Below are 21,648 nucleotides of genomic sequence, written 5' to 3'. Positions count from 1 at the left end.
AGCTGGAGGGGTCGCGGCGGGGCTCCGACGGAGGCGTGCTGGTCAGGTGGGGGGCAGGCACTGCAGCATGGGGTGATGACCTCTCCCTTGAGTCCTCCGGGGACCAGCCCGGAAACCAGCGAACCCGCAGCCCTGAGCGGCCCCGATCCAGCCGCCGGAACCATCCTGGCGCCACGGCCTTGGGTCCCCTTGGGCGTGATCGCCATCGGCCTGGCGCTTGTGCCCCTGCAACGCATCTGGAGCTGGGCGCCGATTGCGGCCGGGGTGGTGGGACTGCTCGGACTGTTTCTCCTCCTGCAGACCCTGTTGCTGCGGCTGCAGTTCAGCAGCGATGCCCTGCTGGTGTGGAGCCGCTCCACGCTGCTGCGCCGCTTCCCCTACAGCGAATGGACCGCCTGGACACTGTTCTGGTGGCCGCTGCCGGTGTTGTTGTATTTCCGTGAACGGCGGAGCCCCCACCTGCTGCCGGTGCTGTTTGATGCCACCGCCCTGCGCCAGCAGCTGGAACTCCACCTCAGCAGCCTGCCATGAGCGATTCCACGCCCACCACGCCCCCTGAAGCGGTGGCCGAGTCCCCCCCTGAGCAGGGGGGGGAGCGGACAGCCCTGATGGAGCTGGCCCTGATCGACCTGCGTGAGCGGCGAGCGGCCCTGCTGGCCGAGATCGAGGCCCTGGAACAGCGACGGAAGCAACTGGAGCAGGATCTCGATGGAACCCTCAGCGGCCGGGCCGACGGCATCGCCCGCCGGCTCAAGGGTTTCCAGGACTACCTGGTGGTGGCTCTGCAGGATCTGGCCGGCCAGGCGGAGCTGATGGACCTGGTGGTGCAGCCGCTGCAGGTGCAGCCCTCCCCCCTGGACCCTGCGCCGGAGGCGATGCCGACAGCCTCGCCGGTGGTCCAGCAGAGCCCTCCGGCGGCGGCGGGCCAGTTCAGCCAGGACGCCGAGCTGATCCGCGATCGCCTGGCCCTCTTTCAGGGCCAGCCCGATTTCTACGCCGATCCCTGGAAACTGCGGCGCAGCCTCGAACCTGCCGCCGCGGCCCTGCTCGACGACTGGTTCCTCAACCAGGGCGGGCGGGGAGCCCAGGCCAGCAGCGGCAGCCGCAACCGCAATGCCCTGATCACCGCCGGGGCCGTGGCGATCCTCGGGGACCTCTACGGCGACCGCTTCCAGACCCTGGTGCTGGCCGGAGAGCCGGAGCGGCTCGGTGAATGGCGCCGCGGGTTGCAGGACTGCCTGGGCCTTGCCAAGGAAGATTTCGGCCCGAACAGCGGCATCGTGCTGTTCGAGCGCCCCGATGCCCTGATCGAGCGGGCCGACCGGCTTGAGGAGCGCGGCGAGCTGCCCTTCATCGTGGTCGATGCCGCTGAGCAGGTGGTCGACATCCCGGTGCTTCAGTTCCCCCTCTGGCTCGCTTTTGCCGCCGCCCCCGACGAACTGGCCCTGGAGCAGGACCTGGCATGAGCTCTCCCCTGTTGCCGCTGCTGGTGCTGGCGGCTGGGTACCTGCTGGGGTCGCTGCCCACGGGCTGGCTGGCCGGCCGCTGGCTCGCCGGGATCGACCTGCGCCAGCTGGGATCGGGATCCACCGGCGCCACCAATGTGCTGCGGCAACTGGGCAAGGGTCCTGCCCTGGTGGTGTTCCTGGTGGATGTGCTCAAGGGCAGCGCCGCCGTGCTGCTGGCCAAGGCCCTGCTCCAGCCAACGGGGTTCACCCCCAGCACCGACTGGTGGGTGGTGGCTGCCGGCCTGGCGGCCCTGGCGGGCCACAGCTGGCCCATCTGGCTGGGCTGGAAAGGGGGCAAGGCCGTGGCCACGGGGCTGGGGATGCTGCTCGGCCTGGTGCCCGCGGTGGGTCTGGCCTGCTTCGGCACCTTTCTGGCCTGCCTCACCCTCAGTCGGATCGTTTCGCTCTCCAGTGTGGTGGCGGCCCTCAGCCTGCCCCTGCTGATGCTGGGATCCTTTGCCGCAGCGGGCACAGGTCTGAGGCCGGCTTACCTGGCCCTGGCCCTGCTCACCACCGTGCTGGTGGTCTGGCGTCACCGCAGCAACCTGAAACGGGTGCTGGCGGGAGAAGAGCCGCGCCTGGGGCAGAAGCCCTAGCCGGAATTGAGGGCCCGGCTGCGCTCCGCCGCCGCCAGCACGGCCTCGATCAGTGCACCGCGAACCCCTCCCCGCTCGAGCTCCCGCAGAGCCGCGATCGTGGTGCCGGCCGGGCTGGCCACCATGTCCTTGAGCTGGGCCGGGTGCAGACCCTGCTCCCGCAGCAGCGCCACCGAGCCGCTCATCATGCCCAGGGCCAGCTCCAGGGCCAGCGCCCGAGGCAGCCCTGAGGCCACACCGCCATCAGCCAGCGCCTCGAGCAGCACCGCCGCCAGGGCCGGACCGGAAGAGGCCAGGGCCAGCAGCCCATCCAGCTGGCTCTCCGGCAACACCTTCACCACCCCGACGCTGGCAAAGAGATCGCGCACCCACCGGCGCTGTTCGGCGGGGAGGTCTTCGGCCCAGGCCAGGCCCGTGATTCCGGCGCCCACCAGGCACGGGGTGTTGGGTACGGCCCGGACACATCGCCAGCCTGGGAAGGCCTGCTCCAGCCGCCCCAGGGTGACCCCGGCCAGCACGGAGAGCAGCAGGGGTGCTTCCTGACCAGCTGGCGGCGGTGGCGGCGCGGCGGAGGCCACCACCTCCAGCAACTGGGGCTTGACCGCCAGCAACACCACAGGAGCAGCCCAGGCGGAAGAGGGATCACACCCCACGGCCACCCCGAGCTCAGCCTGGAGACGCCGGGCGGACTCTTCACTGCCCACCACCGCCTGGACCTGATCACGGGGGATGATCCCCTGCTCAAGCAGCGGCATCAGCAGGGCCCGGGCCATGCGGCCCAGGCCGATCACGCCGAGACCGGAAGGCGTCAGAGGCCGAAACCGGTGGCGGAGTCCTGACGCCCCCAAGCGGGACTGGGAGCGGCCGGATCGGCCTCGGCGCCGGAGGAATCGGGGCTGGGAACGATCGTGGGTGAGGAGGGCTCCTCACCACTGGCCGTGGTGACCGTGACGCAGCTGGGGGCGAACAGGAAGATGCTCTCGCCCACCCGCTCCTGGTGGCCATCGATGGCGAAGGTGCCACCCGCCACGAAATCAACGGCCCGCTGAGCCTGATCTGGCTCCATCATCGTGAGGTTGAGGATCACGGTCTTGCGGTCGCGCAGGGCCTGGATGGCACGGGGCATCTCATCGAAGCTCCTCGGCTCCATCAGGGTCACCTCCGCCGCTGAGGACGAAAGCCCCGGCATGCCGATCACATTGCTGGGGGAGCTCACGGAGCCAAAGGGATCGTCTGCACCGAAGTCGCTCGTCAGGGCGAGGGCACTGCTGCTGGAGAGGGACCCACGACTGGGTGGAGCCGAGCTGGATGGCTCGTCGCCGGGGTCATAGTCCAGTTCGTCGTCGTAGTCGCCGTCGAGGTAGTCGTCTCCGGAAACGACGGCACGCAGGCGGGAGAACAACGACACCGTGGATACCTTCGGATGGAGATGTACTTACTTAGCGTCCCACGCCTTTGGTTGCAACTGGACACATCCTGGATACCGATTTCCGAAACACAGTTCAGGGCCGTGGGCCAAACAGGGCCGAGCCGATCCGCACCCAGGTGCTGCCGGCCCGAACCGCCTCCGGCCAGTCACCGCTCATGCCCATGGAAAGCTCCGTCAGGCCCAGGGTCGCGGCCAGCGCAGCGCAGTCCTGGAACAGGCTGAAGCGCTGGTCGGCCTCCAGCCCCAGCGGGGCGATGGTCATCAGGCCCACCAGGCGAAGAGGAGCCAGCCCGCGCAGCTGGGGCCAGTGCTGCTCGAGCTCCCGAGGATCAAAGCCCGTCTTGCCGGGATCCGGCCGCAACTTCACCTGCAGGAGCACCCGCGGGCTGAGCTGCTCCTCGGCGGCGATCCGCTGCAGACGCTCCGCCAGGGAAAGGCTGTCGACGGAATGGATCGTGCCGAAGTGGCGCAGCACGCCCCTGGCCTTGTTGGCCTGGAGCCGGCCGATGAAATGCCAGTCGAGGGGTTCGAGGTCGCTGAGCTCCGCCTGCTTGGCCTGGGCCTCCTGCAGGCGACTTTCGCCGAAGCTGCGCAGCCCGAGGGCCACGGCCTCGCGCAGGCGGGCCGCCGGCTGGCCCTTGCTGACCGCCAGCAATCTGGCTTGCGGCGGCAATTGCAGCTGCAGGGCCTTCAACCGCCGGGCCAGGGAGTCCGCGGGTGTGGAGGCTGCCGTGGCGTCGGTCATCCCGTCAGTTCGGGGGAAGATCGGGATCAGATGAAGGTCTGATCGAACAGCTGACGCCAGCGGGGCAGCTGGGCACTGCCATCCCGCCGTGCCCGCGCCAGATTCTGCTCCGCCACATGGCGGGCATCCATGAGCGGAATCACCTCGAACTGGGCCCCGCGCGGTTGCAGGGTCACCAGAAAGAACATCCGCTGGGCGTAGAGGGTGGCAAAGAGATCACGACCTTGACCCGCAGGAGCCACCCGGTAGAGGAGCCCGAACGTCGGATGGTTGAGATAACGCTCGGTGGTGGCGTCGACGCTCACTGTCGGATGCAATGGCTACCAATTACAGCGCACCGTACTGCCAGCGCAGTCCAAGAAACAGAAAAAGTGCGCTTGCCGCCACCAGATTGAGACTCCGGGCCGCCCGGCGGGCCAGCCGCATCTGCGCAGGTGGCACCCAGTGGCCGCCGCGGGCCATCAGAGCTTCGGCCCCCTGCTCGGAGCGCAGCAGCAGATTGGCGAGCAACCGCTCCGCAACGGCCAGCACGAGCCCGAAGCCACTTTTCCAGCCCAGGCTCCTGAGATTCACGGCCCGGGTGGCGATCGAGCGCAGCAGGTTCTGGAACTCCTCCTGCACCAGGGGGAGAAAGCGCAGGGAGAGGAGCAGGGTGAAGCCCAGCCGCTCCACCGGCAGGCCCAGGGCGCCCAGGGGGGTGATCCCCCAGCTCAGCGCCCAGACCAGTTCCTCCGGCGGGGTGGAGAGCAGCAGCAGATTGGCGCTGTGCAGGAGGGTGAACAGCAGCGTGGCGCTGTTGAGGCCGAGCTTGGCGGAGCGGCGGTTCACCACCAGCGGACCGATCGGCAGAGGACCGAGCTGGATGGGGCCCCAGCGCAGCACCTCCCAGCTCAGGCCCTGACGCTGCGGGGCTGGCTGCCCCTGGGGTGTGGGAGCCAGCTGCAGTTCCTGGGGCGAGCGCATCGCGCCGGCGGAGGCCACGACTCCCACAGGCACCAGCGACGCCAGCAGACCCACCAGCAGGCAGAGGGCCAGCAGCACCGGCAGGTTCCGCCGCCAGAGGCGCCAGGGCAGTCCGCAGACGGCCGTGATCAGCAGCAGCAGGGCCACCAGGGCCAGGCGCCACAGGGGTCCGGCCAGGATCGGGGTGATCAGGAAGGCCACGGTCCAGCCCAGCTTCAGGCGGGCATCGAGCCGCCTCAACCATCCCTTCTGCCCATCGACATACTGGCCAATCGGCAGCTGACGCAGCCAGTCCATCAGTGGCGCACCATCAGGAGGCTGATCATCAGGACGCTGAACGGCTCTGCTGCCGGGCCAGGTCCTTCTCGGCATCGCGCTGCTGCTTGCCGCGCCAGAACAGCCGGATCGGTGAGCCCTCGAAGCCCAGACCTTCGCGGATCTGGCGTTCCACGTATCGGCGGTAGGTCTCGCCGAACAGCTTCGGGTCGTTCACGAATAGGGTGAAGCTGGGGGGCCGGGTGGCCACCTGGGTGCCGTAATAGATGCGGCCCTGGCGGCCACCGCGGCTGGTGGGGGGCGACCGCCAGCTCACCGCCTCCTGCAGCACTTCGTTCACCACCGACGTGGTGACCCGGCGGCGGTGCTGCTCCACCGCCAGCAGCGCCAGGGCGAAGATGCTCTCCACCCGCTGGCCGGTGAGGGCGGAGGTGAACAGCATCGGCGCCCAGTCGAGGAAATAGAGCTTGGCGCGCAGCTCCTTCTCCATCGCCGCCATGGTGTGGCTGTCCTTCTCGATCGCATCCCACTTGTTGACGACGATCACGCAGGCGCGGCCGTCTTCTTCGATGCGGCCCGCCACCCGCTGATCCTGCTCCGTGACACCATCGAGGGCATCGATCACCAGCACACACACATCACTGCGCTCCACCGCCTTGAAGCTGCGGTTGATGCCGAAGTATTCGGGGCCGTAGCTGACGCTGCGGCGGCGACGGATGCCGGCGGTGTCCAGCAGTTTCCAGGTCTTGCCTTCCCGCTCGATCGTGGTGTCGATCGTGTCGCGGGTGGTGCCCCGGATCGGGCTGACGATCGCCCTCGCTTCGCCGCAGATGGAGTTGAGCAGGCTGGATTTACCCACGTTGGGGCGGCCGATGATCGCCAGCTGGATCGGTTCCTCGCTCTCCACCTCGGGGGTGGTCGGCAGAAAACCGATCACCTTGTCGAGCAGATCTCCGGTGCCGGCGCCGTGGATGGCCGAGACGGCATGGGGCTCACCCAGACCCAGGCCCCAGAAGTCGGCGGCCATGGCCAGGCCCTGGTCGGGCGATTCGCACTTGTTCACCGCCAGCAGCACGGGCACCTTCTGGCCCCGCAACCAATCGGCGATCGACTGATCGGCGGCGGTGAGTCCCTGCTGGCCATCGACGATCACCACAGCCACGGAGGCTTCCGCCAGGGCGAGGTTGGCCTGCTCGCGGATCTCAGGCAGAAACTCGCTGTCGTCATCGAAGACGAGACCGCCGGTGTCGACCACACGAAAGCGGCGATCCCCCCAGAAGCCCTCCTGGTAGGTGCGGTCGCGGGTGACACCGGGCTGATCGTGCACGATCGCCTCGCGGCTGCGGCAGAGCCGATTCACCAAGGTGGATTTGCCCACATTGGGCCGCCCGATGATGGCGACGACTGGAAGCGCCAAAAACTTTTATCTCAACAACGATGTCCTGGTACAACCCTACAGACTGAAGCTGCATCGATTCGCTCCTTCGATCCAGCAGGGATCACTGCACGGCTGGATCGCCGGGATGACCCAGGTCCGGCGACGCGGGAGGGGCCAGAGGTTCCGGAAGGGGGCCCTGCTCGGGCAGATCCTCCCCACGGGCAGCCAGATCGGCCAGCAGCCAGCTCACCGCCGTGGCCCGGCGGGTGCGGCGCGGCACGAGCTCACCGATCCGGTAGCCGGCGAAGCCCAGCTGGCTCTTGAGCAACTGCTTGTGCTCAGCGGGAATGGAGCGGGTCAGGCGCACGCTGGCGGGCCGCTCGGCGATCAGCTGCGGCGCCCGGGGAAAGGCCTCGGCCCAGGCGGCCGGCGTGGTGGGGCCTGCCTGCCAGAGCAACGGGCCATCAGGCGCGTAACCGAGCCGGCGCCAGATCAGCTCACAGACGAAACGGTCGCTGAGACGGTCCTCCAGGATCATCATCAACAGGGGACGGCTGAGCGGGTAGGGATCCGGCCCGCACTCCGGCTGCACCGCTGACATGGCCATGGCTCCCAGCTCCCTCCACGATGCACCCCTGAGCCTGCCGGGTCACGGCACGCCGCGGAGCCTGCGCTGCCGGGTGCTGCAGTCGCCCCTGGCCGGCGTGAGCGATCGGATTTTTCGTGGCTTCGTGCGCCGCTGGGCCCCTGATGCCCTGCTCTTCACGGAGATGGTCAACGCCACCAGCCTGGAGCTGGGCCACGGCAGCGACAAGATGGCGGGACTGGAAGCCGAAACCGGGCCGATCGCCGTTCAGCTCTTCGACCACCGGCCCGGCGCGATGGCGGAGGCGGCCCGGCGGGCCGAGGGGGCGGGTGCCTTCCTGGTCGACATCAACATGGGCTGCCCGGTTCGCAAGATTGCCCGCAAGGGGGGCGGCAGCGGCCTTCTGCGCGACCCCGCCCTGGCCTGCCGCATCGTCGAGGCCGTCAGCGCGGCTGTCACGGTTCCAGTCACCGTCAAGACCCGTCTGGGCTGGTGCGGCGACTCCTCCGATCCGGTGGGATTCGCCCTGGCCCTGCAGGAGGCCGGAGCCCAGGCCCTCACCCTGCATGGCCGCACCCGCGAGCAGGGCTTTTCCGGCTCCGCCGACTGGGACGCCATCGCCCGGGTGAAGCAGGCCCTCTTCATTCCCCTGATCGCCAACGGCGACATCACCGGCCCCGAGCAGGCCCTCGCCTGCCTGGAGCGCACCGGCGCCGATGGCGTGATGGTGGGCCGGGGCACACTCGGAGCCCCCTGGCTGGTGGGCCGCATCGACGCTGCCCTGAGCGGACGAGCGCTGCCGCCTCTGCCCGGTCCTGCGGAACGGCTGGCCCTGGCGCGGGAGCACCTCGAGGCCCTGGTGGCGGCCCGGGGGGAGCAGGGGCTGCTGATCGCCCGGAAGCACCTGGGCTGGACCTGTCAGGGTTTTGCCGGCGCCGCCCGGCTGCGCCATCAGCTGATGCGGGCCGCCAGCCCATCGGCGGCGCTGGAGCTGCTGGCTGGCGCCGGACAGATGCGCTTCTCGAAGTCGCAGGAGTAGATCGCCGGCTTCTGCCAGCTCACCGGAATCTCGAGCAGGTCGCGGCTGCCGGTGATCGCCTGAACAGCCAGCAGCACCACCACCAGGATGTTCACGCTCACATGCAGGCGGCGCATCTTCAGGGAGCGGAAGATCTCCGGTTTGGCCGACATCGAGAACAGCATCAAGCCGGTGAGCAGGACCCCGCTCCAGTAATGGGAGGCCCAGAACGACCCCTCGAAGGGGTTGTCGCTCAGTCGCCAGATCTCTGGCTGGCTGCCCAGCCCCAGCAGACCTGCCCAGGTGAGCAGCGCAAACGAGGCCCGCAGAGTCGTGGACTTCACCCGCCAGAGGGCCAGCAGGCTGGCGAAGATGCCCGCGCTCACCAGCAGCAGCAGAGCCAGGCGCTGGACGCCACCGGCGAACGGTGGCTCAGGGCTGATGAACTTGCTGGTGAAGGAGTAGATCAGGGCCACCAGCACCGCCACCACCATCCCTCCGGTCACCCAGCGGCCGTGATCGGCATGCTCCACCCCCACCGTGGGCGGCTGGGGGTGGATCTTCAGCCGTCGCTCCCTGGCCAGGATTCCCAGGCGAATGGTCGCCCCCACCACCGGATACACGAACAGGATCACCAGCACGGGGTGGAGCAGGGCGAACCAGTCGATTGGATTCATGGGCCTCCAGGCGGTTCACTCAGGCAAGCATCTCAGGCCTGATCAGCCCAGCTCCGGCGGTATCTCGGGAAGCACCTGGGGCCAGCCGCAGCGGATCAGCAGCAGGGAGAAGTAGGCGGAGGCACCCTCCCCTTCGGACGGCACCGCAGCGGCCGGTGCCACCAACTGCTCGGGCCAGCCCACATGCCGGGCGAAGAGGGCGTCCTCCAGCAGTCCCAGGTGCTCCAGCAGGGGGCGCACCCAGCTCCAGCGGGCACCCAGCTTGAGCAGGGCCAGCACTGGCCTCTGGCCTTCAGGACAGGCCATGGCTGCCTCTAGTAGCGCCTCCAGCTCGGCGGGATCATCCGGCGTGGGCAGCACCTGCAGGGTCTGGCGCTGCAGGGCGAGGGGCCAGGCACCGGCCGCCGCCGCCGCCGAAGCCGCCGTGATCCCCGGGATCAGGCGCAGCGGACAGTCCGGGTGGTGCTCCAGCAAAGCCAGCAGCACGTAGGAGGCACTGGCGAACAGGGAGACATCCCCCTCACAGAGCAGAACCACCCGCCGGCCGGCGGCCACCTCCAGCGCGAGGGCCTCGGCGGCCTGGCGCCAGGCCAGGCGGCGCGGAGCCGCCTCCGCCACCATCGGGAACACCAGCGGCAGGCGCCGCTGCTGCGGCCTCAGCCAGGGAGAGGCGATCCTGGCGGCCATCCCCTCCGCCTCCAGGCGCGCGACCGGATAGGCCACCACCTCCGCCGCCTGGATCGCCCGGACCGCGGCCACGGTGCAGAGCTCCGGATCGCCGGGGCCGACCCCCACCAGCACCAGGCCCGGTCCGGAGCCCGAAGCGGAGGCTGAGGCCAACACCGAGGCTGTATCCAAGCGATCAATCACAGAGGTGCTCCCGGCGGCGCCTGCCACCACGCTTTCTAGGCTCAGGCGCGATCCCCTCGCCGCTGCGCCGCCGTGAGCCGCCTGCAGATCCACTCCGTTCATCCACCCGCGCCGGGCCCGCTCGCCCAGCCCGAGCCCCTGCTCAGCAGCGAGGACGGCGCGGTGATCGCCGCCGAGCTGGCCGCCCATGGCCTGCGCTTCGAGCGCTGGCCGGCCCACAGCGAGCTGACGGAAGACGCCGACCAGGAGGCCATCCTCAGCGCCTACGCCGGCGAGATCGTCCGCATCCAGGGCCAGGGCCGCTACCCCAGCGTCGATGCGATCCGGCTGGGCCCGGACCACCCGGATCGCCAGGCCCTGCGCCTGAAGTTCCTGGCTGAGCACACCCACGCCGAAGACGAGGTGCGCTTCTTCGTTGAGGGGCAGGGCCTGTTCTGCCTGCACATCGGCGAGGAGGTGCTGCAGGTGCTCTGCACCAGGGGCGATCTGATCGCTGTTCCCGCCGGCACCCGCCACTGGTTCGACATGGGCGCTGCGCCCCGGTTCACGGCCCTGCGTTTCTTCGAGAATCCTGAGGGCTGGGTGGCCCAGTTCACTGGCGACAGCATCGCCAGCCGCTTCCCCCTGCTCGACCCGATCAGCTGTGCATCCGCGGCTGGGGGTGCAACCGGGCCAGTAGCTGGGCTTCCTCAGCGGCCAGCTGTTCCAACCGCTCGCTGACCACGGGGCGAGGCCAGCGCCGCTCACAGAGCACCCAGTAGAGGCCGAAATGACGGGCCTCACTGGCCAGCAGCTCCCCATAGAGCTCCCGCAGCTCCGGATCAGGGCTGTGGGCCGCCAGCAGAGCCATGCGTTCGTGACTGCGGGCCTCGATCAGACCAGCCACCAGAAAGCTGTCGAGCATGCGCTCGGGTTCCTGGCGACGGACCAGCTTGGCGAGGGCGGCGCCGTAGGGGGGAGCCGCCAGGGGGCGCAGGGCCTGGCCCCGCCGCCCCAGCAGAGCCAGCACCCGCTCGAAATGCTCCAGCTCCTCCCGCGCCAGGGGGCTGAGGGCCTCCGCTAGGGCCTCGTCGGAGGGGTAGCGGAACATCAGCTGCAGGGCCGCTCCGGCCGCCTTGCGCTCGCAGTGGGCGTGATCAATCAGCAGCTCCAGCGGATGGGCCAGGGCCTGCTCCAGCCACTGGGGACCGCTGGGCGCCGCCAGCCAGCGCACCCGGGCCACCGGCGTTGCCATCGCCGCAGCTGGGGCGCTCACAGGCGGCTGCGCAGGTGATCCACCAGGCCTTCGAGCGCCAGCCGGTAGCTGGTGGCCCCGAAGCCGCAGATCACACCCACGGCCCTGTCGGCGAGGACGGAGTGATGGCGGAAGGGTTCGCGGGCATGGGTGTTGCTCAGGTGCAGTTCCACGTAGGGGATGGCCACGGCCAGCAGCGCGTCGCGCAGGGCAATGGAGGTGTGGGTGTAGGCGGCGGCATTGATCAGGATGCCGGTGCTCTGGCCGCGGGCCTCCTGGATGCGGTCCACCAGGGCGCCCTCGTGGTTGCTCTGGAACCAGGCCAGATCGGCCCCCAGCGCGGCAGCCCGCTCGGTGAGGTCAGAGCGGATGGCCTCAAGGCTCAACGTTCCGTAGAGCCCGGGCTCGCGACTGCCCAGCAGGTTCAGGTTCGGACCATTGAGGGCGAGCAGCTGCATGAGGGAGGTCGGCTGGTAAGTTGTCGAGGTGTGGTTCGGGTCGGTGCCCGAGTGGTTAATGGGGGCGGACTGTAAATCCGCTGGCTCTGCCTACGTTGGTTCAAATCCAACCCGGCCCACCTTTCCACATGCCCTTGTAGCTCAGTGGTAGAGCACTCCCTTGGTAAGGGAGAGGTCACGAGTTCAAATCTCGTCAAGGGCTTATCCGACAACCATTCCTCTGGTCAGTAGGCGTTGCCCGAGCGGATCTTCAGGATTGTTTTGATCAGGATCTTGATATCCAGAGAAAGTGACCATTCCCGCTGGTAGCGCAGGTCGGCCTCGATGCGGTTGGCCATCGCCTTCACATCGGACGTCTCGCCACGCCACCCTTCCACCTGTGCAAGGCCGGTGATTCCGGGCTTGAACTGGTGACGTTGCATATAACCGGGGATGAGTTTGCGGTAAAGCTCGTTGTGCTCAACGGCATGGGGGCGCGGTCCCACCAGGCTCATGGAGCCAGTGAGCACATTGAAGAGCTGGGGCAGCTCATCCAGCGACCAGCGCCGCAGGATCCGGCCAATCGAAGTGATCCGGGGATCGTCACGCTGGGCCTGCCGCAGACCGGGTTGATCGCCGCATTCGGTCACCGTCATGGTGCGGAACTTGTAGATCTTGAACCGACGTCCATCAAGGCCGTAGCGGTCTTGGCAAAAGATGACAGGGCCCGGACTTGTGAACGCCACCAAGGCCCCTAACAGGACAAGAGCGGGCGCCAGACATATTACAACAGTTCCAGCCAGCAGCAGATCGCACAGACGCTTGAGCTGGCGATCGAGCAGAGATTCCTGACTGCCCCAGAGGCCCAGACAGAAACTGCTGCCGATCTGATCGACATGGAAGCGCATCGAGGGGTGGCTCCAGGGCGGAATATAAAAGACCGGCTTGCAGGTGTCCCCGAAGAACTGGATCAGCTGTTGCATCGAAAGATCCTGATTGCTCACATAACTGAAGAAAATCAGATCGACATCATTGGCATCCAACCAGCGGCGCAGCTCCATCAGCCCTCCGCCGCTGTTGGGCATCCCGGGCGGCAGGGGTGGCAGGGCAGCATTGGGTGGCTGAAACCAGGCCACCAACCTCAGACCGAGATGGGGAAGATCGGTGAGCTGCTGGTAGAAGTCCACGGCACTTTCTGGGGATCCCCAGAACAGCAGAGTGCGGGTGTTGCCACCGTTGATGCGATGCAAACGCAGCAGCAAGCGGCCTCCCACATGCGTGCAAACCAGAATCAGCCAGACAACAAGAGCCCAGATGCCGTACTCAAGGCGAGAAAAACGGGCGGTGAATTTGGTTGCGAAACCCAGCAGAAGTAAGGCGGTGATCACCTGCGACCAGCTGAGGGTGATGCGGCGCAGCAAGGTGAGCAGGCTGATCTGGCGGTAGGTCTGGTAGATCTTCCCGAGGTGGAAGAACACCATGGAGAACAACAGCACCAGCAGAACACCGGGCCAGAGGATCTCGGCAGGGAGATCGCTGCCGCTCCACGTGGGGATCAACCAGAAGAGCACTGCGGCAAGCAGCGGATCAATAATGCGCTGCAGACGGGCAAGATCATGTCCGTAGAGCCGAAGCACACCACCACGCATGAGTTCAGGAGTCAATCAACAGTGGGACATCTGCACGGGAAGGGAGCCGCCAAACGAGGGACAAGCAGCTGGACAACGACGAGCAGTTGGACGAACGGAGGATACTCTGTCATACTAAGAACTTAGGCTTTCGTTCTTGATCGAGTTCTGACTTGAGAATCTTAATCTATGGGATCAATTACTCCCCAGAACCGGTGGGTATCGGTAAATACAATGGCGAGATATCGACTTGGCTGGCGTCACGACATCATGACGTGAGGGTGATCTGCGCGCCACCTTATTTTCCGCACTGGCAGGTGGGCCTGCGGGGCGTGGTCCATACCGGTTTTTACCGTAATGCCTACCGGAAGGAATCGGTCGACGGCATTCGCGTGCAGCGATGCCCGCTCTGGGTGCCGAGCCGGCCCACAGGTCTGACCCGTCTGCTGCATCTGGCCAGTTTCGCGCTCAGCAGCCTGGTGCCGCTGCTGGCACAGGCCCGCTGGAAACCGGATGTGGTCTTCACCGTGGCGCCGGCGTTCTTCTGTGCCCCGGGGGCGTTGCTGCTGGTGAGGCTGTGCGGGCGCCGCAGCCGCAGCTGGCTCCACATCCAGGATTTCGAACTGGATGCCGCGTTTGAGCTCGGCATGCTCCGGGGCCGGCTGGTGCGGCGGCTGGCCGAGCGCTGGGAGCGCTCCGTGCTGCGCGGCTTCAAGCGGGTCAGCAGCATCAGCGAGGCGATGGTGCGGCGGCTGGAGGAGAAGGGGGTGGATCAGCAGCGCACCGCGCTGCTCCCCAACTGGGTGGATCTTGAAGCGATCCGGCCGCAGGGCGCTGCAGAACGGGCCACCAACCCCTACCGGCAGGAGTTGGCGATCGGGCCGGAGCAGATCGTGCTGCTCTATTCGGGTTCGATGAACAAAAAACAGGGTCTGGATCTGCTGGCCCAGGTGATCCAGCGGCTGACGGATCGGCGCGATCTGGTGTGGCTGCTCGCGGGTGAGGGGCCCACCAAGGCGGAGCTGGCGCGGGCCTGCGAGGGGCTGCCTCAGGTGCGGCTGCTGCCGCTGCAGCCAGTGGAACGGCTGAATGACTGGCTGAATGCGGCAGACATCCACCTGCTGCCCCAGAAAACCGTGGCCGCCGATCTGGTGCTGCCCTCGAAGCTGCTGGGGATGCTGGCCAGTGGCCGCCCTGTGATCGCGACTACACCGGAAGGGAGTGAGCTGGCCGAGCTGGCTGCCGAAGCCGGCCTGTGCGTGCCACCGGAGGACGTGGAAGCCTTCACGGCGGCGGCAAGGCGGCTGGTGGACGATCCGGCGCTGAGGGCTGCCCAAGGAGTGCGGGCCCGGCAGCTGGCCGAGCAGCGCTTCGGGCGGGAGGCGGTGCTGCAGAGGCTGGAGCACCAGTGGCTGCAAGAGCTTGAATTGCAGTAACTCCACCCGCTCACATTCGGCCCTGGAAGGCATAGAGAAGAGTGGCTGCCGTTTCCCGAAGGGCCAGACGGTTCTGCTGCCGGGGCGGGAGCCGAGGATCAACCGCCACGGGCGTCACCGACAGCTGCTGGCGCTGAAAGGCCCGACTGGCGCGCGGCAATTGCCAGGGATCGGTGATCAGCAGCAGCGGCGGCGTTGGGGCGGTTCGTGACGTGTGATCGCGGATCCAGGCGTTGGTGATGGTGGCGTTCTCCCAGGTGGTGCGGGCGCAGCTGTCTCCGGCGATGCGGGCGGGCGATACGCCGAGCTGGAGCAGTCGCTCGGCAGTAGCGGAAGAGTCGCCGGACACATAGATCCGCTCCACATGGCCATCGCGCACCATGCGGGCAGCCAGAGTGGTGGTGGCAGCCGCAATCTCGGGGCCCCGCCCCACCAGCACCGCGAGGGCCGATCCGGTGGGTGAAGGCGATGGGGCGGGGAGCTGGCTGGTGAGCCAGGCGCTGAGCGCTGCGGTGCTGAGGGGGCTGTAGAGCAGAGAGAGGAGGGCAACGGCGAGCCCACTGACCAGGGCACGCCAGGCCCAGCCCAGGCCAACGGTGGCGGAAAGCAGCAACACCAGGCCTGCGAGCAGGGGCAGCAGCAGAGCCGGGGTGGTGATCAGGTGCAGGATGGGTTCCCGCAGGCCAATCCAGGCCATCGGCTCCGGCGGGCATGGGGTCCAGTCGACGGAGGGCGGCAGCATGGATGGTGTGGTGGCGATCGCCGAGCTTCTGCCACTGCAATCGGTGAATGTGTCGTCGACGGCGTCAGCCGAGCCACTCCTGAACGAGGTCGGGGATGGCACGAAACTCCGGGTCCTTGTGCAGGAGACTGGCCCCAGCCAGTTGGGCAGCAGCGGCAATCCAGGCATCCGCCATCGAGAGGGGGTGCCTGGCCTTGAGGCTGGCTGCGCGCTCCAAGAGGGGTTCACCGGCTTCCACCCATTGGATCGGCAAGGCCTGCAGCTGCTCATAGGCCAACCGGCCGGCGCGCTCCCCCTCGTCTTTCCATACGCGGTAGAGCACTTCCATACGGCTGAGAAAGCAGACCAGACAACGATCGGGACCGTTGAGAAGCGCCTCGACGCGATCGGCTCCTGGCTCGTCATCGCGCAAGGTAAGGAGGGCTGATGTGTCGAACAGCACGAGGGTGCTCATCAGAGCTGGGCGGCCGCTTCAGCGGCGCGATCGGCCACCAGACGGTCGGCACCACCGCCCTGGATGCCTTGACCACGAAACGCCTTCACCGGGGAGGGATCCACAGGAATCACACGGATGGAACCGTCGGCTTCCACCAGCCACTCCAGACGCCGGGAGGGGCCCAACGAGAAGCGCTCGCGGATGGGAGCAGGGATCACGGTTTGGCCGCGGACGGTGATGGTGCTGCGCATCGACCCACACCTGCACATGAATTACTAAATCAGATTAGTAGTAATTCACCCTTCGGTGCGACCCCGGGCCGTTCATGACGAGGGGAGTCGTTTCCCTTCCACCAGATCGGGGCAGAGCGGCGCGAAACCGCGGACTGAGACGCAGGTCCCAGGGGAGAGCCACAGGCTCAAGCGGCGAACCGGAAGGACTGCGGGGACGTGCAAGGTCATGCAGCGAGCAGCCGCGCTCATGGTCAACGGTAAGAGAATTCAGAAGCAGAACCCCACTCCACTGGCCCGATGATGCGAGCGAGGCTGAAGAAGGCCATTGCCAAGCTGCGGCTCTACCGTCTGGCTGCCTGGCTGTATGAGACCTATCGCCTGGTGGCCAAACCCCACAGCCATGGAGCACTGGTGGCAATCTGGTGGGGAGAGCGGCTGCTGCTGGTGCAAAGCAGCTACCGCGACACATTGTCATTGCCGGGAGGCGGACTTGAAGCTGGCGAAACGGCGCAACAGGCAGCGGTGCGCGAGCTGGCCGAAGAGCTGGATCTCGTTGTGGAGCCAGACCAGCTGAGCGATCCCTGGACGATCACCGAGCGATCGAAGCGGGGCAGCAACACGGTGACGATCGTTTCATGGCACGTGGCTGATCAGCCCACCATCAGGATCGACAACCTGGAGATCGTGGGATGCCAGTGGCTGACGCGAACGGAAGCGCTGGCACAGCCGATCACCAGCCACCTGCGGGCGTATCTGACGCCGTGGGAGGAGGGGAAACAGCCATGACCGTTTCTCATTGTGGTCATCGCCCCTAGAATCGCAACAATGAGAAACGCATCAGCATGCCCTCGGCCGCACCGCCACCCCAGGGCCGCTGCACGCAGCGCCTGCAGGCCATCGGCGAACGGATCCGGGAACGGCGGCGGCAGCTGGGCATCACGGCGGTCGCCACGGCAGAGGCGGCCGGGATCTCGCGGGTGACCCTGCACCGCATCGAATCCGGCTCAGCCTCCGTCACGGTGGGGGCCCTGATGAATGTGCTGGATGCCCTGGATCTGCAGCTCCATCAACTGGAGAACCCGCAGGCCAGGGATGCATCGCCTGAAACGGCCACGATCCCGGTGGTGATCGAGCTGGCGGCCTATCCACAGTTGCGGCAGCTGGCCTGGCAATTGCAAAGCACGGCCACGCTGAGCCCGGCGGAAGCGGCCGGGTTGTACGCACGCCATCGCCGCCATCTGAACCTGGAGGCGATGGATCAGGAGGAACGTCAGCTGATGGAGGCCTTGGATCAGGGCTTTCGGAGGGTGCATGTTCCAGCGTGAGCACCACCGCCGAATTGCCCGCGTGCTCGAGCAGCTCGATGGCGAGCTGCTGCGCCGGCATCACTGCCTGTTCGGTGGCGGCACGGCCATTGCCCTGCTGTATGGAGAGTTTCGTGAATCGGTTGATCTCGACTTTCTGGTGTCCGATCGGGAGGGCTATCGAGGGCTGCGGCAGAGTATCCGCCGGCAGAGCAGCCTGAAGGCACTGTGGAGAACAGACGGCCTCCCCATGAATGAGGAACGGGAGCCGCTCGCCGATCAATACGGAATCCGCGCCAGGGTGTTGGTGGACGAGGTGGCCGTCAAATTCGAGATCGTGCTGGAGGGCCGGATTGAACTGGCCTCTCCAAGCTTTGAGGATCAGGTGTGCGGTATCACCTGCCTGACGCTGGGCGACATGGCCTGCGGCAAGTTGCTGGCCAATTCAGATCGCTGGAACGATGACAGCGTTTTCAATCGCGACGTCCTCGATCTGGCCCATCTGCCGCTGTCGGCACCGGTGCTTGAAGGGGCCATCGCCAAGGCTGAGCAGGCCTATGGAGAGGCTATTCGCAGTGATCTGGAGAAGGCGTTGGTTCGGCTGAAAGAACGGACTGGCTGGCTGGATCGCTGCCGGCAAGCTCTGGCCATTGAGGAACCGCGGGCGCTGTTGTGGCAGAAGCTGTCGAACCTGCAGCGTTTGGCGGGCAAAGGCTGACAGGACAACGCGATCAGGCTTGACCAGGTAGTTGCAGCGGTGCTCCTGGGTGAGGCGACGGGACCACACATCCGCCCCGAGATCGCGCAACGGCTCAGGCTTGCCGAGGCCGGTACTGCTGGTGGATCTGCTGCTGGTGCGCCGCTTGCAGCCTCTGCACGCCAATGTGGCCAAACGGCACGTGAAATCAGCCAAGGTGTATGTGTGCGAAAGCGGGCTGCTGCATCGCCTACTGGGACTGGATGATCGGGATGCGGTGTATGGCCATCGCGTGGTTGGCGGCAGCTGGGAGGGTTTTGTGGTGGATCTTCCCGGCGGGCAACGCTGGGGGATTGAGGTGAAGCGGGCGTTGGCGGCGAAGCTGGGCAAGGGCAGTGCAGCATTCGCGGCCTCCGTGATGCCGACGTTGCCTGCTTCGTGGGGGAAGGGAGCCGTTGACCGACGAGATCAGCGAGGCCTCTGAACTCGGGATCCGGTCCACCTCAGCGATAGGCCGAGTCGTGATCAGGGTGCAGCGACAGCAACCGCAGCCACGGGCCATCGCGCCAGCCCACGGCACGGCAGCTGCGGCTGATGCGCAGGGAGTAGAGCCTCTCCCCCGCAGGCCCCTGGCGGCTTTGGATCAGTTCCCAGCGCAAACCCTTGCTGCGCTGGAGCTGCTCCCAGTTCATGGCCTGCAGAAGCCGCAAGGTCTTGAGAACAGACCAGGCCTCCTGTTTCTCCAACGCCAGCAAATTGGCCTGAAACTCGGGATTGTTGAGGTCGAGCTGGATCACTGCAGCCCAAGATGGCGCTCCAGGGCATCGAGGTCGGCATCCTCAGGAAGCGCTGCCATGGAGGCCATGGCGCGATCGAGCCTCGCTGCTGCTTCAGGTTGATGGAGCCAGAGCTCGTCGTCGGGGATGGTCTGGGCGGTCTTGATCACCCAGACCCCGGGCTCGGGACGATCGACCAGCACGGTGCGACCAGCGAACTCCTTGCCCAGGGAGAGCTGGCCACTGGACCCGATCTGCTTGACGAGAGGACCCCGCGGTTTCATGCAAGAGCTTTTTTCATGCCTTCATGCTACTGATGCGTGTCAAGTGGGAGCGAATCACAGGGTGATCCGCCCAAACGCCATGTCAGCCGAGCTGCCAGCGCAGAAAGCGGCCAAAGGTACCTCGCAGATCTCGGCTGGCAGGCGGATGGCGGAGAGTCCAGCTTCAACGCCTGGTCGATCGCTTTGGCGAGGCAGGCCTGACCTGCGGCGGTGTAAGGGTGGATGCCGTCGCTGGAGAGGCGCTCGATCGGGCCGCAGGAGCGGAACACGGGGCCGGCCTGCAGGCTTCCTCGCGATCCGCGAACTGCACGGCCGCCACACGGGCACCACTGGCGCGGGCCAGCTGCAGGAAGGCGCGCACCTCCGCCAGCGCCTGCTGCACCCGGGGATCGGCAGGGCTGGTGGGCTCAGCCAGGGTCGCTGGAATGGCGACTGAGACCGAGCCGTGGCAGCAGATCGCGCTCCACACCTTCGACCAGGGCAGACATCGGCGGTGTGAGGAGGTGGTTGAGCCGACCTCTGCTGGAGCCAATGAGGAGTAGCCGGCACCAGCACCCAGGTCTGGCTGATGCCTCGGCGCATGTTCTGGTGGGCGTTTCGCTGCAAAAGCCGTCCAACGCCGGTTCGCCGCAGGCAAAGGCTGAGCGGTTGTGGCGTTTGGGATCGAGCAGCTGCTCGTCAAACACGCTGGACGCGGGCTACGACCTGGTTCAAGGCCTGTGACAGCGCCTCGTTGGGGCGGAACGGCTCAGCCAGGGCAGCGTGGAACGTTTCGTAGTCGCGCCGGGAGAGGGTCACGGCCCGCTCCAGCTGGATGGCAGCAGCAGCACGCTGCTTGGCGGCAGAGCGAACGAATGCCGCAACCGAGATGCCTTCGATTGCGGCCGCTTGCTGAAGAAGCTGCTTGTCGCTGCTGGAAAGCTTGAGATTGAGGCGATCGGTGCTGGCGATGACACCCTGCACTGTTGACACAATGATACGGGAAAAAGCAGTACCGGCCCCGAAAACCTTGATACGAGAGCGTTGACCACCAGGTCGGCCTGGGCCTGTCGTTCAGCCGACCCCTCAATAGTGATAACGCCCCTGCAGAAACTCCACCCGATCAGCTTTGACCAAATAGACGCAGCGGTGCTCCTGGGTGATGCGACGGGACCACACATCCGCCCCGAGATAGCGCAACGGCTCAGGCTTGCCGATGCCGGTGAAGGGATCGCGCAGGATCGCTCGCATCAGATCCAGTAAGCGCTTAGCCGTGCGGCGATCGTGCTGCACCCAGTGCTGCAGGTCTTCCAGAAACTCAGGCTGGCAGACAGCGACCCGATCAGCGGCCATGGCCCGGCAGAGGGGGCTCGGCGTTGAGGGTGGCCTCCAGGTCGGACAGGTCGGTGGGGGGCAACGGGGACACCTGGGCGCGGTTGAGGGCCGCGAGCAGACGGGCCGCATTGCGGGGCGAGCGCAGCAGGTGGGCGGTTTCGAGCAGGCTCTCGAGCTCATCCGCCGCGATCAGGGCCACATCACCCCCATGGCGACGGCGCACCATCACCACCTCACGATCGGCAACGGCGCGATCCATCAGAGCCTTCAGGGACTGACGGGCCTGGCTGTAGGTCGCCTCCATGGGCTCCTCTGGCTTTGTACCGTATAACTGTACAAGCCAAGCGAAGGCGCTCTGTCGGCCGGTGCTGACCACGTCAACAGCCCCTGAACGTACGGACAGCGCACGGCGCATTGGAGCGTGTGAAGCCGCGCCCCAACCCATCACCCAGGCTGATCTCGCCTTGGCGGCTGGGGCTGGTCTTGCGGGTGATCGAGGCCCTGGGCGGATCCCTGGATCTGGGTGATCTCGGCATGTCGATCCGCCAGGACGAAGGAAATGATGACAGGTGACATCCCCCCGGCGCTGGATGTGTGGCTGCTCGACCAGCGTGCGGGAACTTTGTGGCTTGAGGAGGGTCGGCTGCGCTTTCAGTACAGCGCGCTGTGGTTGGAGCAACCGCAGGCAATCCCCCTCTCGCAGAGCCTGCCCCTGCAGGCCGAGCCGTTTGAAGATCAGGCTTGCCGCCCCTTTTTCTCTGGATTGCTGCCAGAGGGTGTACTCAGGCAGCGAATTGCCCAGCAGTGCCAGATCTCCCGATCAAATGATTTCGGCCTGCTGGCGGCGATCGGGGGTGACTGTGCCGGAGCGGTGAGCCTGGCGGCTGGCGATCAACTTGATTGACCAGCGCTGTGCACTCACGCTGAAGGTGCTCAGCACAGCTAGGAGGCTGTTGCACGAATAATCAGCGCGCCACTGCCGTGACAGCCCTGCCGTGGCTCAGATCTGCTGCGATTCCAGCGTCGGCGCTCTGAGTCCAGCGCCTTGACCTGTTGGCAGCCCCCGGTGGCTCCCGCCGGG

Annotated in this window: 31 protein-coding genes and 2 tRNA genes; 13 read left to right on the top strand and 20 right to left on the bottom strand. The window is 66.8% G+C overall.

Annotated elements, in window-relative coordinates:
- Nucleotides 1-75: 75 nt before the first annotated feature.
- Genes KQ297_RS10020 through plsY form a run of 3 tightly spaced genes read left to right on the top strand, consistent with a single transcriptional unit; the run spans nt 76 to nt 2,104 of the window.
- Nucleotides 76-531: a DUF3119 family protein gene (locus KQ297_RS10020; RefSeq protein ID WP_259739290.1), complete on the top strand. Its 456-nt coding sequence runs from the start codon at nt 76-78 to the stop codon at nt 529-531.
- A complete protein-coding gene (locus KQ297_RS10015) occupies nt 528-1,466 on the top strand; it encodes a DUF3086 domain-containing protein (protein WP_259739289.1) in 939 nt (312 codons plus the stop codon). Before KQ297_RS10020 ends, KQ297_RS10015 begins: the two co-directional genes overlap by 4 nt.
- Nucleotides 1,463-2,104 carry a glycerol-3-phosphate 1-O-acyltransferase PlsY gene (gene plsY, locus KQ297_RS10010; protein WP_259739288.1) on the top strand — a complete coding sequence of 214 codons (642 nt, stop codon included), beginning with the start codon at nt 1,463-1,465 and terminating at the stop codon, nt 2,102-2,104. The genes KQ297_RS10015 and plsY overlap by 4 nt, the downstream gene beginning before the upstream one ends.
- On the opposite strand, the gene proC is transcribed toward plsY, so the two are convergent.
- From proC to KQ297_RS09975, 7 genes are all read right to left on the bottom strand, one after another.
- Entirely contained in the window at nt 2,101-2,877 is a 777-nt protein-coding gene (proC, locus tag KQ297_RS10005) for a pyrroline-5-carboxylate reductase (RefSeq protein ID WP_399251595.1), read from the bottom strand. The two genes, plsY and proC, sit on opposite strands and share 4 nt — an antisense overlap.
- A gap of 35 nt (nt 2,878-2,912) precedes the next feature.
- A complete protein-coding gene (locus tag KQ297_RS10000) occupies nt 2,913-3,512 on the bottom strand; it encodes a cell division protein SepF (RefSeq protein WP_185467235.1) in 600 nt (199 codons plus the stop codon).
- A gap of 94 nt (nt 3,513-3,606) precedes the next feature.
- Nucleotides 3,607-4,278 (bottom strand): YggS family pyridoxal phosphate-dependent enzyme, encoded by a 672-nt coding sequence (locus tag KQ297_RS09995; protein ID WP_259739287.1) that lies wholly within the window; start codon nt 4,276-4,278, stop codon nt 3,607-3,609.
- Between the two features lie 26 nt (nt 4,279-4,304).
- Nucleotides 4,305-4,583, bottom strand: coding sequence for a PipX family protein (locus tag KQ297_RS09990; protein ID WP_185467237.1), 279 nt, complete (start codon nt 4,581-4,583; stop codon nt 4,305-4,307).
- A 22-nt stretch (nt 4,584-4,605) separates the two neighbouring features.
- A complete protein-coding gene (locus KQ297_RS09985; protein WP_259739286.1) occupies nt 4,606-5,538 on the bottom strand; it encodes a CbiQ family ECF transporter T component in 933 nt (310 codons plus the stop codon).
- A 28-nt stretch (nt 5,539-5,566) separates the two neighbouring features.
- Nucleotides 5,567-6,934, bottom strand: coding sequence for a ribosome biogenesis GTPase Der (der, locus tag KQ297_RS09980; RefSeq protein WP_259739285.1), 1,368 nt, complete (start codon nt 6,932-6,934; stop codon nt 5,567-5,569).
- Nucleotides 6,935-7,016: 82 nt separating this feature from the next.
- Nucleotides 7,017-7,502: a DUF1823 family protein gene (locus KQ297_RS09975; RefSeq protein WP_259739284.1), complete on the bottom strand. Its 486-nt coding sequence runs from the start codon at nt 7,500-7,502 to the stop codon at nt 7,017-7,019.
- Between KQ297_RS09975 and dusB the strand changes: the two genes are divergently transcribed.
- Nucleotides 7,501-8,520 carry a tRNA dihydrouridine synthase DusB gene (dusB, locus tag KQ297_RS09970; RefSeq protein ID WP_259739283.1) on the top strand — a complete coding sequence of 340 codons (1,020 nt, stop codon included), beginning with the start codon at nt 7,501-7,503 and terminating at the stop codon, nt 8,518-8,520. The two genes, KQ297_RS09975 and dusB, sit on opposite strands and share 2 nt — an antisense overlap.
- Here dusB and KQ297_RS09965 read toward each other — a convergent pair.
- Both KQ297_RS09965 and KQ297_RS09960 read right to left on the bottom strand, forming a co-directional pair.
- Nucleotides 8,433-9,176 (bottom strand): DUF4079 domain-containing protein, encoded by a 744-nt coding sequence (locus KQ297_RS09965; protein WP_259739282.1) that lies wholly within the window; start codon nt 9,174-9,176, stop codon nt 8,433-8,435. The two genes, dusB and KQ297_RS09965, sit on opposite strands and share 88 nt — an antisense overlap.
- A 42-nt stretch (nt 9,177-9,218) precedes the next feature.
- Nucleotides 9,219-10,139: a precorrin-2 C(20)-methyltransferase gene (locus KQ297_RS09960; RefSeq protein WP_259739281.1), complete on the bottom strand. Its 921-nt coding sequence runs from the start codon at nt 10,137-10,139 to the stop codon at nt 9,219-9,221.
- On the opposite strand from KQ297_RS09960, the gene KQ297_RS09955 reads away from it, so the two are divergent.
- Nucleotides 10,119-10,766 carry an acireductone dioxygenase gene (locus KQ297_RS09955; protein WP_259739280.1) on the top strand — a complete coding sequence of 216 codons (648 nt, stop codon included), beginning with the start codon at nt 10,119-10,121 and terminating at the stop codon, nt 10,764-10,766. The genes KQ297_RS09960 and KQ297_RS09955 overlap by 21 nt on opposite strands.
- Here the strand turns inward: KQ297_RS09955 and KQ297_RS09950 are convergent.
- A complete protein-coding gene (locus tag KQ297_RS09950) occupies nt 10,684-11,280 on the bottom strand; it encodes a tRNA-(ms[2]io[6]A)-hydroxylase (protein ID WP_259739332.1) in 597 nt (198 codons plus the stop codon). The genes KQ297_RS09955 and KQ297_RS09950 overlap by 83 nt on opposite strands.
- Nucleotides 11,281-11,297: 17 nt before the next feature.
- Complete coding sequence (aroQ, locus tag KQ297_RS09945) at nt 11,298-11,738, bottom strand: type II 3-dehydroquinate dehydratase (protein WP_259739279.1); 441 nt, start codon at nt 11,736-11,738, stop codon at nt 11,298-11,300.
- A 37-nt stretch (nt 11,739-11,775) separates the two neighbouring features.
- Here aroQ and KQ297_RS09940 point away from each other — a divergent pair.
- Nucleotides 11,776-11,857 (top strand) — tRNA-Tyr (locus tag KQ297_RS09940).
- An 11-nt stretch (nt 11,858-11,868) separates the two neighbouring features.
- A tRNA-Thr gene (locus KQ297_RS09935) sits at nt 11,869-11,940 on the top strand.
- 22 nt (nt 11,941-11,962) lie between these two features.
- On the opposite strand, the gene KQ297_RS09930 is transcribed toward KQ297_RS09935, so the two are convergent.
- A complete protein-coding gene (locus tag KQ297_RS09930) occupies nt 11,963-13,381 on the bottom strand; it encodes an exopolysaccharide biosynthesis polyprenyl glycosylphosphotransferase (RefSeq protein WP_259739278.1) in 1,419 nt (472 codons plus the stop codon).
- Between the two features lie 137 nt (nt 13,382-13,518).
- Between KQ297_RS09930 and KQ297_RS09925 the strand changes: the two genes are divergently transcribed.
- Nucleotides 13,519-14,781, top strand: coding sequence for a glycosyltransferase WbuB (locus KQ297_RS09925; protein WP_259739277.1), 1,263 nt, complete (start codon nt 13,519-13,521; stop codon nt 14,779-14,781).
- Between the two features lie 10 nt (nt 14,782-14,791).
- On the opposite strand, the gene KQ297_RS09920 is transcribed toward KQ297_RS09925, so the two are convergent.
- The 3 genes from KQ297_RS09920 to KQ297_RS09910 all read right to left on the bottom strand — a co-directional run bounded on the left by KQ297_RS09920 (nt 14,792) and on the right by KQ297_RS09910 (nt 16,210).
- Nucleotides 14,792-15,523: a YdcF family protein gene (locus tag KQ297_RS09920; protein WP_259739276.1), complete on the bottom strand. Its 732-nt coding sequence runs from the start codon at nt 15,521-15,523 to the stop codon at nt 14,792-14,794.
- 64 nt (nt 15,524-15,587) lie between these two features.
- Nucleotides 15,588-15,977 (bottom strand): PIN domain-containing protein, encoded by a 390-nt coding sequence (locus KQ297_RS09915; RefSeq protein WP_259739275.1) that lies wholly within the window; start codon nt 15,975-15,977, stop codon nt 15,588-15,590.
- Nucleotides 15,977-16,210 carry a type II toxin-antitoxin system PrlF family antitoxin gene (locus KQ297_RS09910; RefSeq protein ID WP_259739274.1) on the bottom strand — a complete coding sequence of 78 codons (234 nt, stop codon included), beginning with the start codon at nt 16,208-16,210 and terminating at the stop codon, nt 15,977-15,979. Before KQ297_RS09910 ends, KQ297_RS09915 begins: the two co-directional genes overlap by 1 nt.
- Before the next feature lie 282 nt (nt 16,211-16,492).
- On the opposite strand from KQ297_RS09910, the gene KQ297_RS09905 reads away from it, so the two are divergent.
- The 4 genes from KQ297_RS09905 to KQ297_RS09890 all read left to right on the top strand — a co-directional run bounded on the left by KQ297_RS09905 (nt 16,493) and on the right by KQ297_RS09890 (nt 18,677).
- Nucleotides 16,493-16,978 carry an NUDIX hydrolase gene (locus tag KQ297_RS09905; protein ID WP_259739273.1) on the top strand — a complete coding sequence of 162 codons (486 nt, stop codon included), beginning with the start codon at nt 16,493-16,495 and terminating at the stop codon, nt 16,976-16,978.
- A gap of 56 nt (nt 16,979-17,034) precedes the next feature.
- Nucleotides 17,035-17,517, top strand: a complete 483-nt coding sequence (locus KQ297_RS09900; protein WP_259739272.1) for a helix-turn-helix domain-containing protein — start codon at nt 17,035-17,037, stop codon at nt 17,515-17,517.
- Nucleotides 17,504-18,214 carry a nucleotidyl transferase AbiEii/AbiGii toxin family protein gene (locus KQ297_RS09895; RefSeq protein WP_259739271.1) on the top strand — a complete coding sequence of 237 codons (711 nt, stop codon included), beginning with the start codon at nt 17,504-17,506 and terminating at the stop codon, nt 18,212-18,214. Before KQ297_RS09900 ends, KQ297_RS09895 begins: the two co-directional genes overlap by 14 nt.
- 121 nt (nt 18,215-18,335) lie before the next feature.
- On the top strand, nt 18,336-18,677 hold the full coding sequence (locus KQ297_RS09890; protein WP_259739270.1) for a DUF4143 domain-containing protein: 342 nt from the start codon (nt 18,336-18,338) through the stop codon (nt 18,675-18,677).
- 19 nt (nt 18,678-18,696) lie between these two features.
- On the opposite strand, the gene KQ297_RS09885 is transcribed toward KQ297_RS09890, so the two are convergent.
- The 5 genes from KQ297_RS09885 to KQ297_RS09865 all read right to left on the bottom strand — a co-directional run bounded on the left by KQ297_RS09885 (nt 18,697) and on the right by KQ297_RS09865 (nt 20,871).
- Nucleotides 18,697-18,990 carry a hypothetical protein gene (locus KQ297_RS09885; protein ID WP_259739269.1) on the bottom strand — a complete coding sequence of 98 codons (294 nt, stop codon included), beginning with the start codon at nt 18,988-18,990 and terminating at the stop codon, nt 18,697-18,699.
- Nucleotides 18,987-19,253, bottom strand: coding sequence for a hypothetical protein (locus KQ297_RS09880; protein WP_259739268.1), 267 nt, complete (start codon nt 19,251-19,253; stop codon nt 18,987-18,989). The genes KQ297_RS09885 and KQ297_RS09880 overlap by 4 nt, the downstream gene beginning before the upstream one ends.
- A 678-nt stretch (nt 19,254-19,931) precedes the next feature.
- A complete protein-coding gene (locus KQ297_RS09875) occupies nt 19,932-20,225 on the bottom strand; it encodes a DUF1778 domain-containing protein (RefSeq protein ID WP_259739267.1) in 294 nt (97 codons plus the stop codon).
- 93 nt (nt 20,226-20,318) lie between these two features.
- Nucleotides 20,319-20,585, bottom strand: a complete 267-nt coding sequence (locus KQ297_RS09870; RefSeq protein WP_259739266.1) for a Txe/YoeB family addiction module toxin — start codon at nt 20,583-20,585, stop codon at nt 20,319-20,321.
- Entirely contained in the window at nt 20,575-20,871 is a 297-nt protein-coding gene (locus KQ297_RS09865; protein WP_259739265.1) for a type II toxin-antitoxin system Phd/YefM family antitoxin, read from the bottom strand. Before KQ297_RS09865 ends, KQ297_RS09870 begins: the two co-directional genes overlap by 11 nt.
- Before the next feature lie 258 nt (nt 20,872-21,129).
- Between KQ297_RS09865 and KQ297_RS09860 the strand changes: the two genes are divergently transcribed.
- Entirely contained in the window at nt 21,130-21,471 is a 342-nt protein-coding gene (locus tag KQ297_RS09860; RefSeq protein ID WP_259739264.1) for a HipA N-terminal domain-containing protein, read from the top strand.
- The last annotated feature ends 177 nt before the right edge of the window (nt 21,472-21,648 follow it).

Origin of the sequence: Synechococcus sp. CS-205, assembly GCF_025128255.1 — a bacterium.
Lineage (GTDB): Bacteria > Cyanobacteriota > Cyanobacteriia > PCC-6307 > Cyanobiaceae > Regnicoccus_A.
Note: the sequence above shows the minus strand (reverse complement) of the source record. Positions and strands in the feature narration are given on the sequence as shown.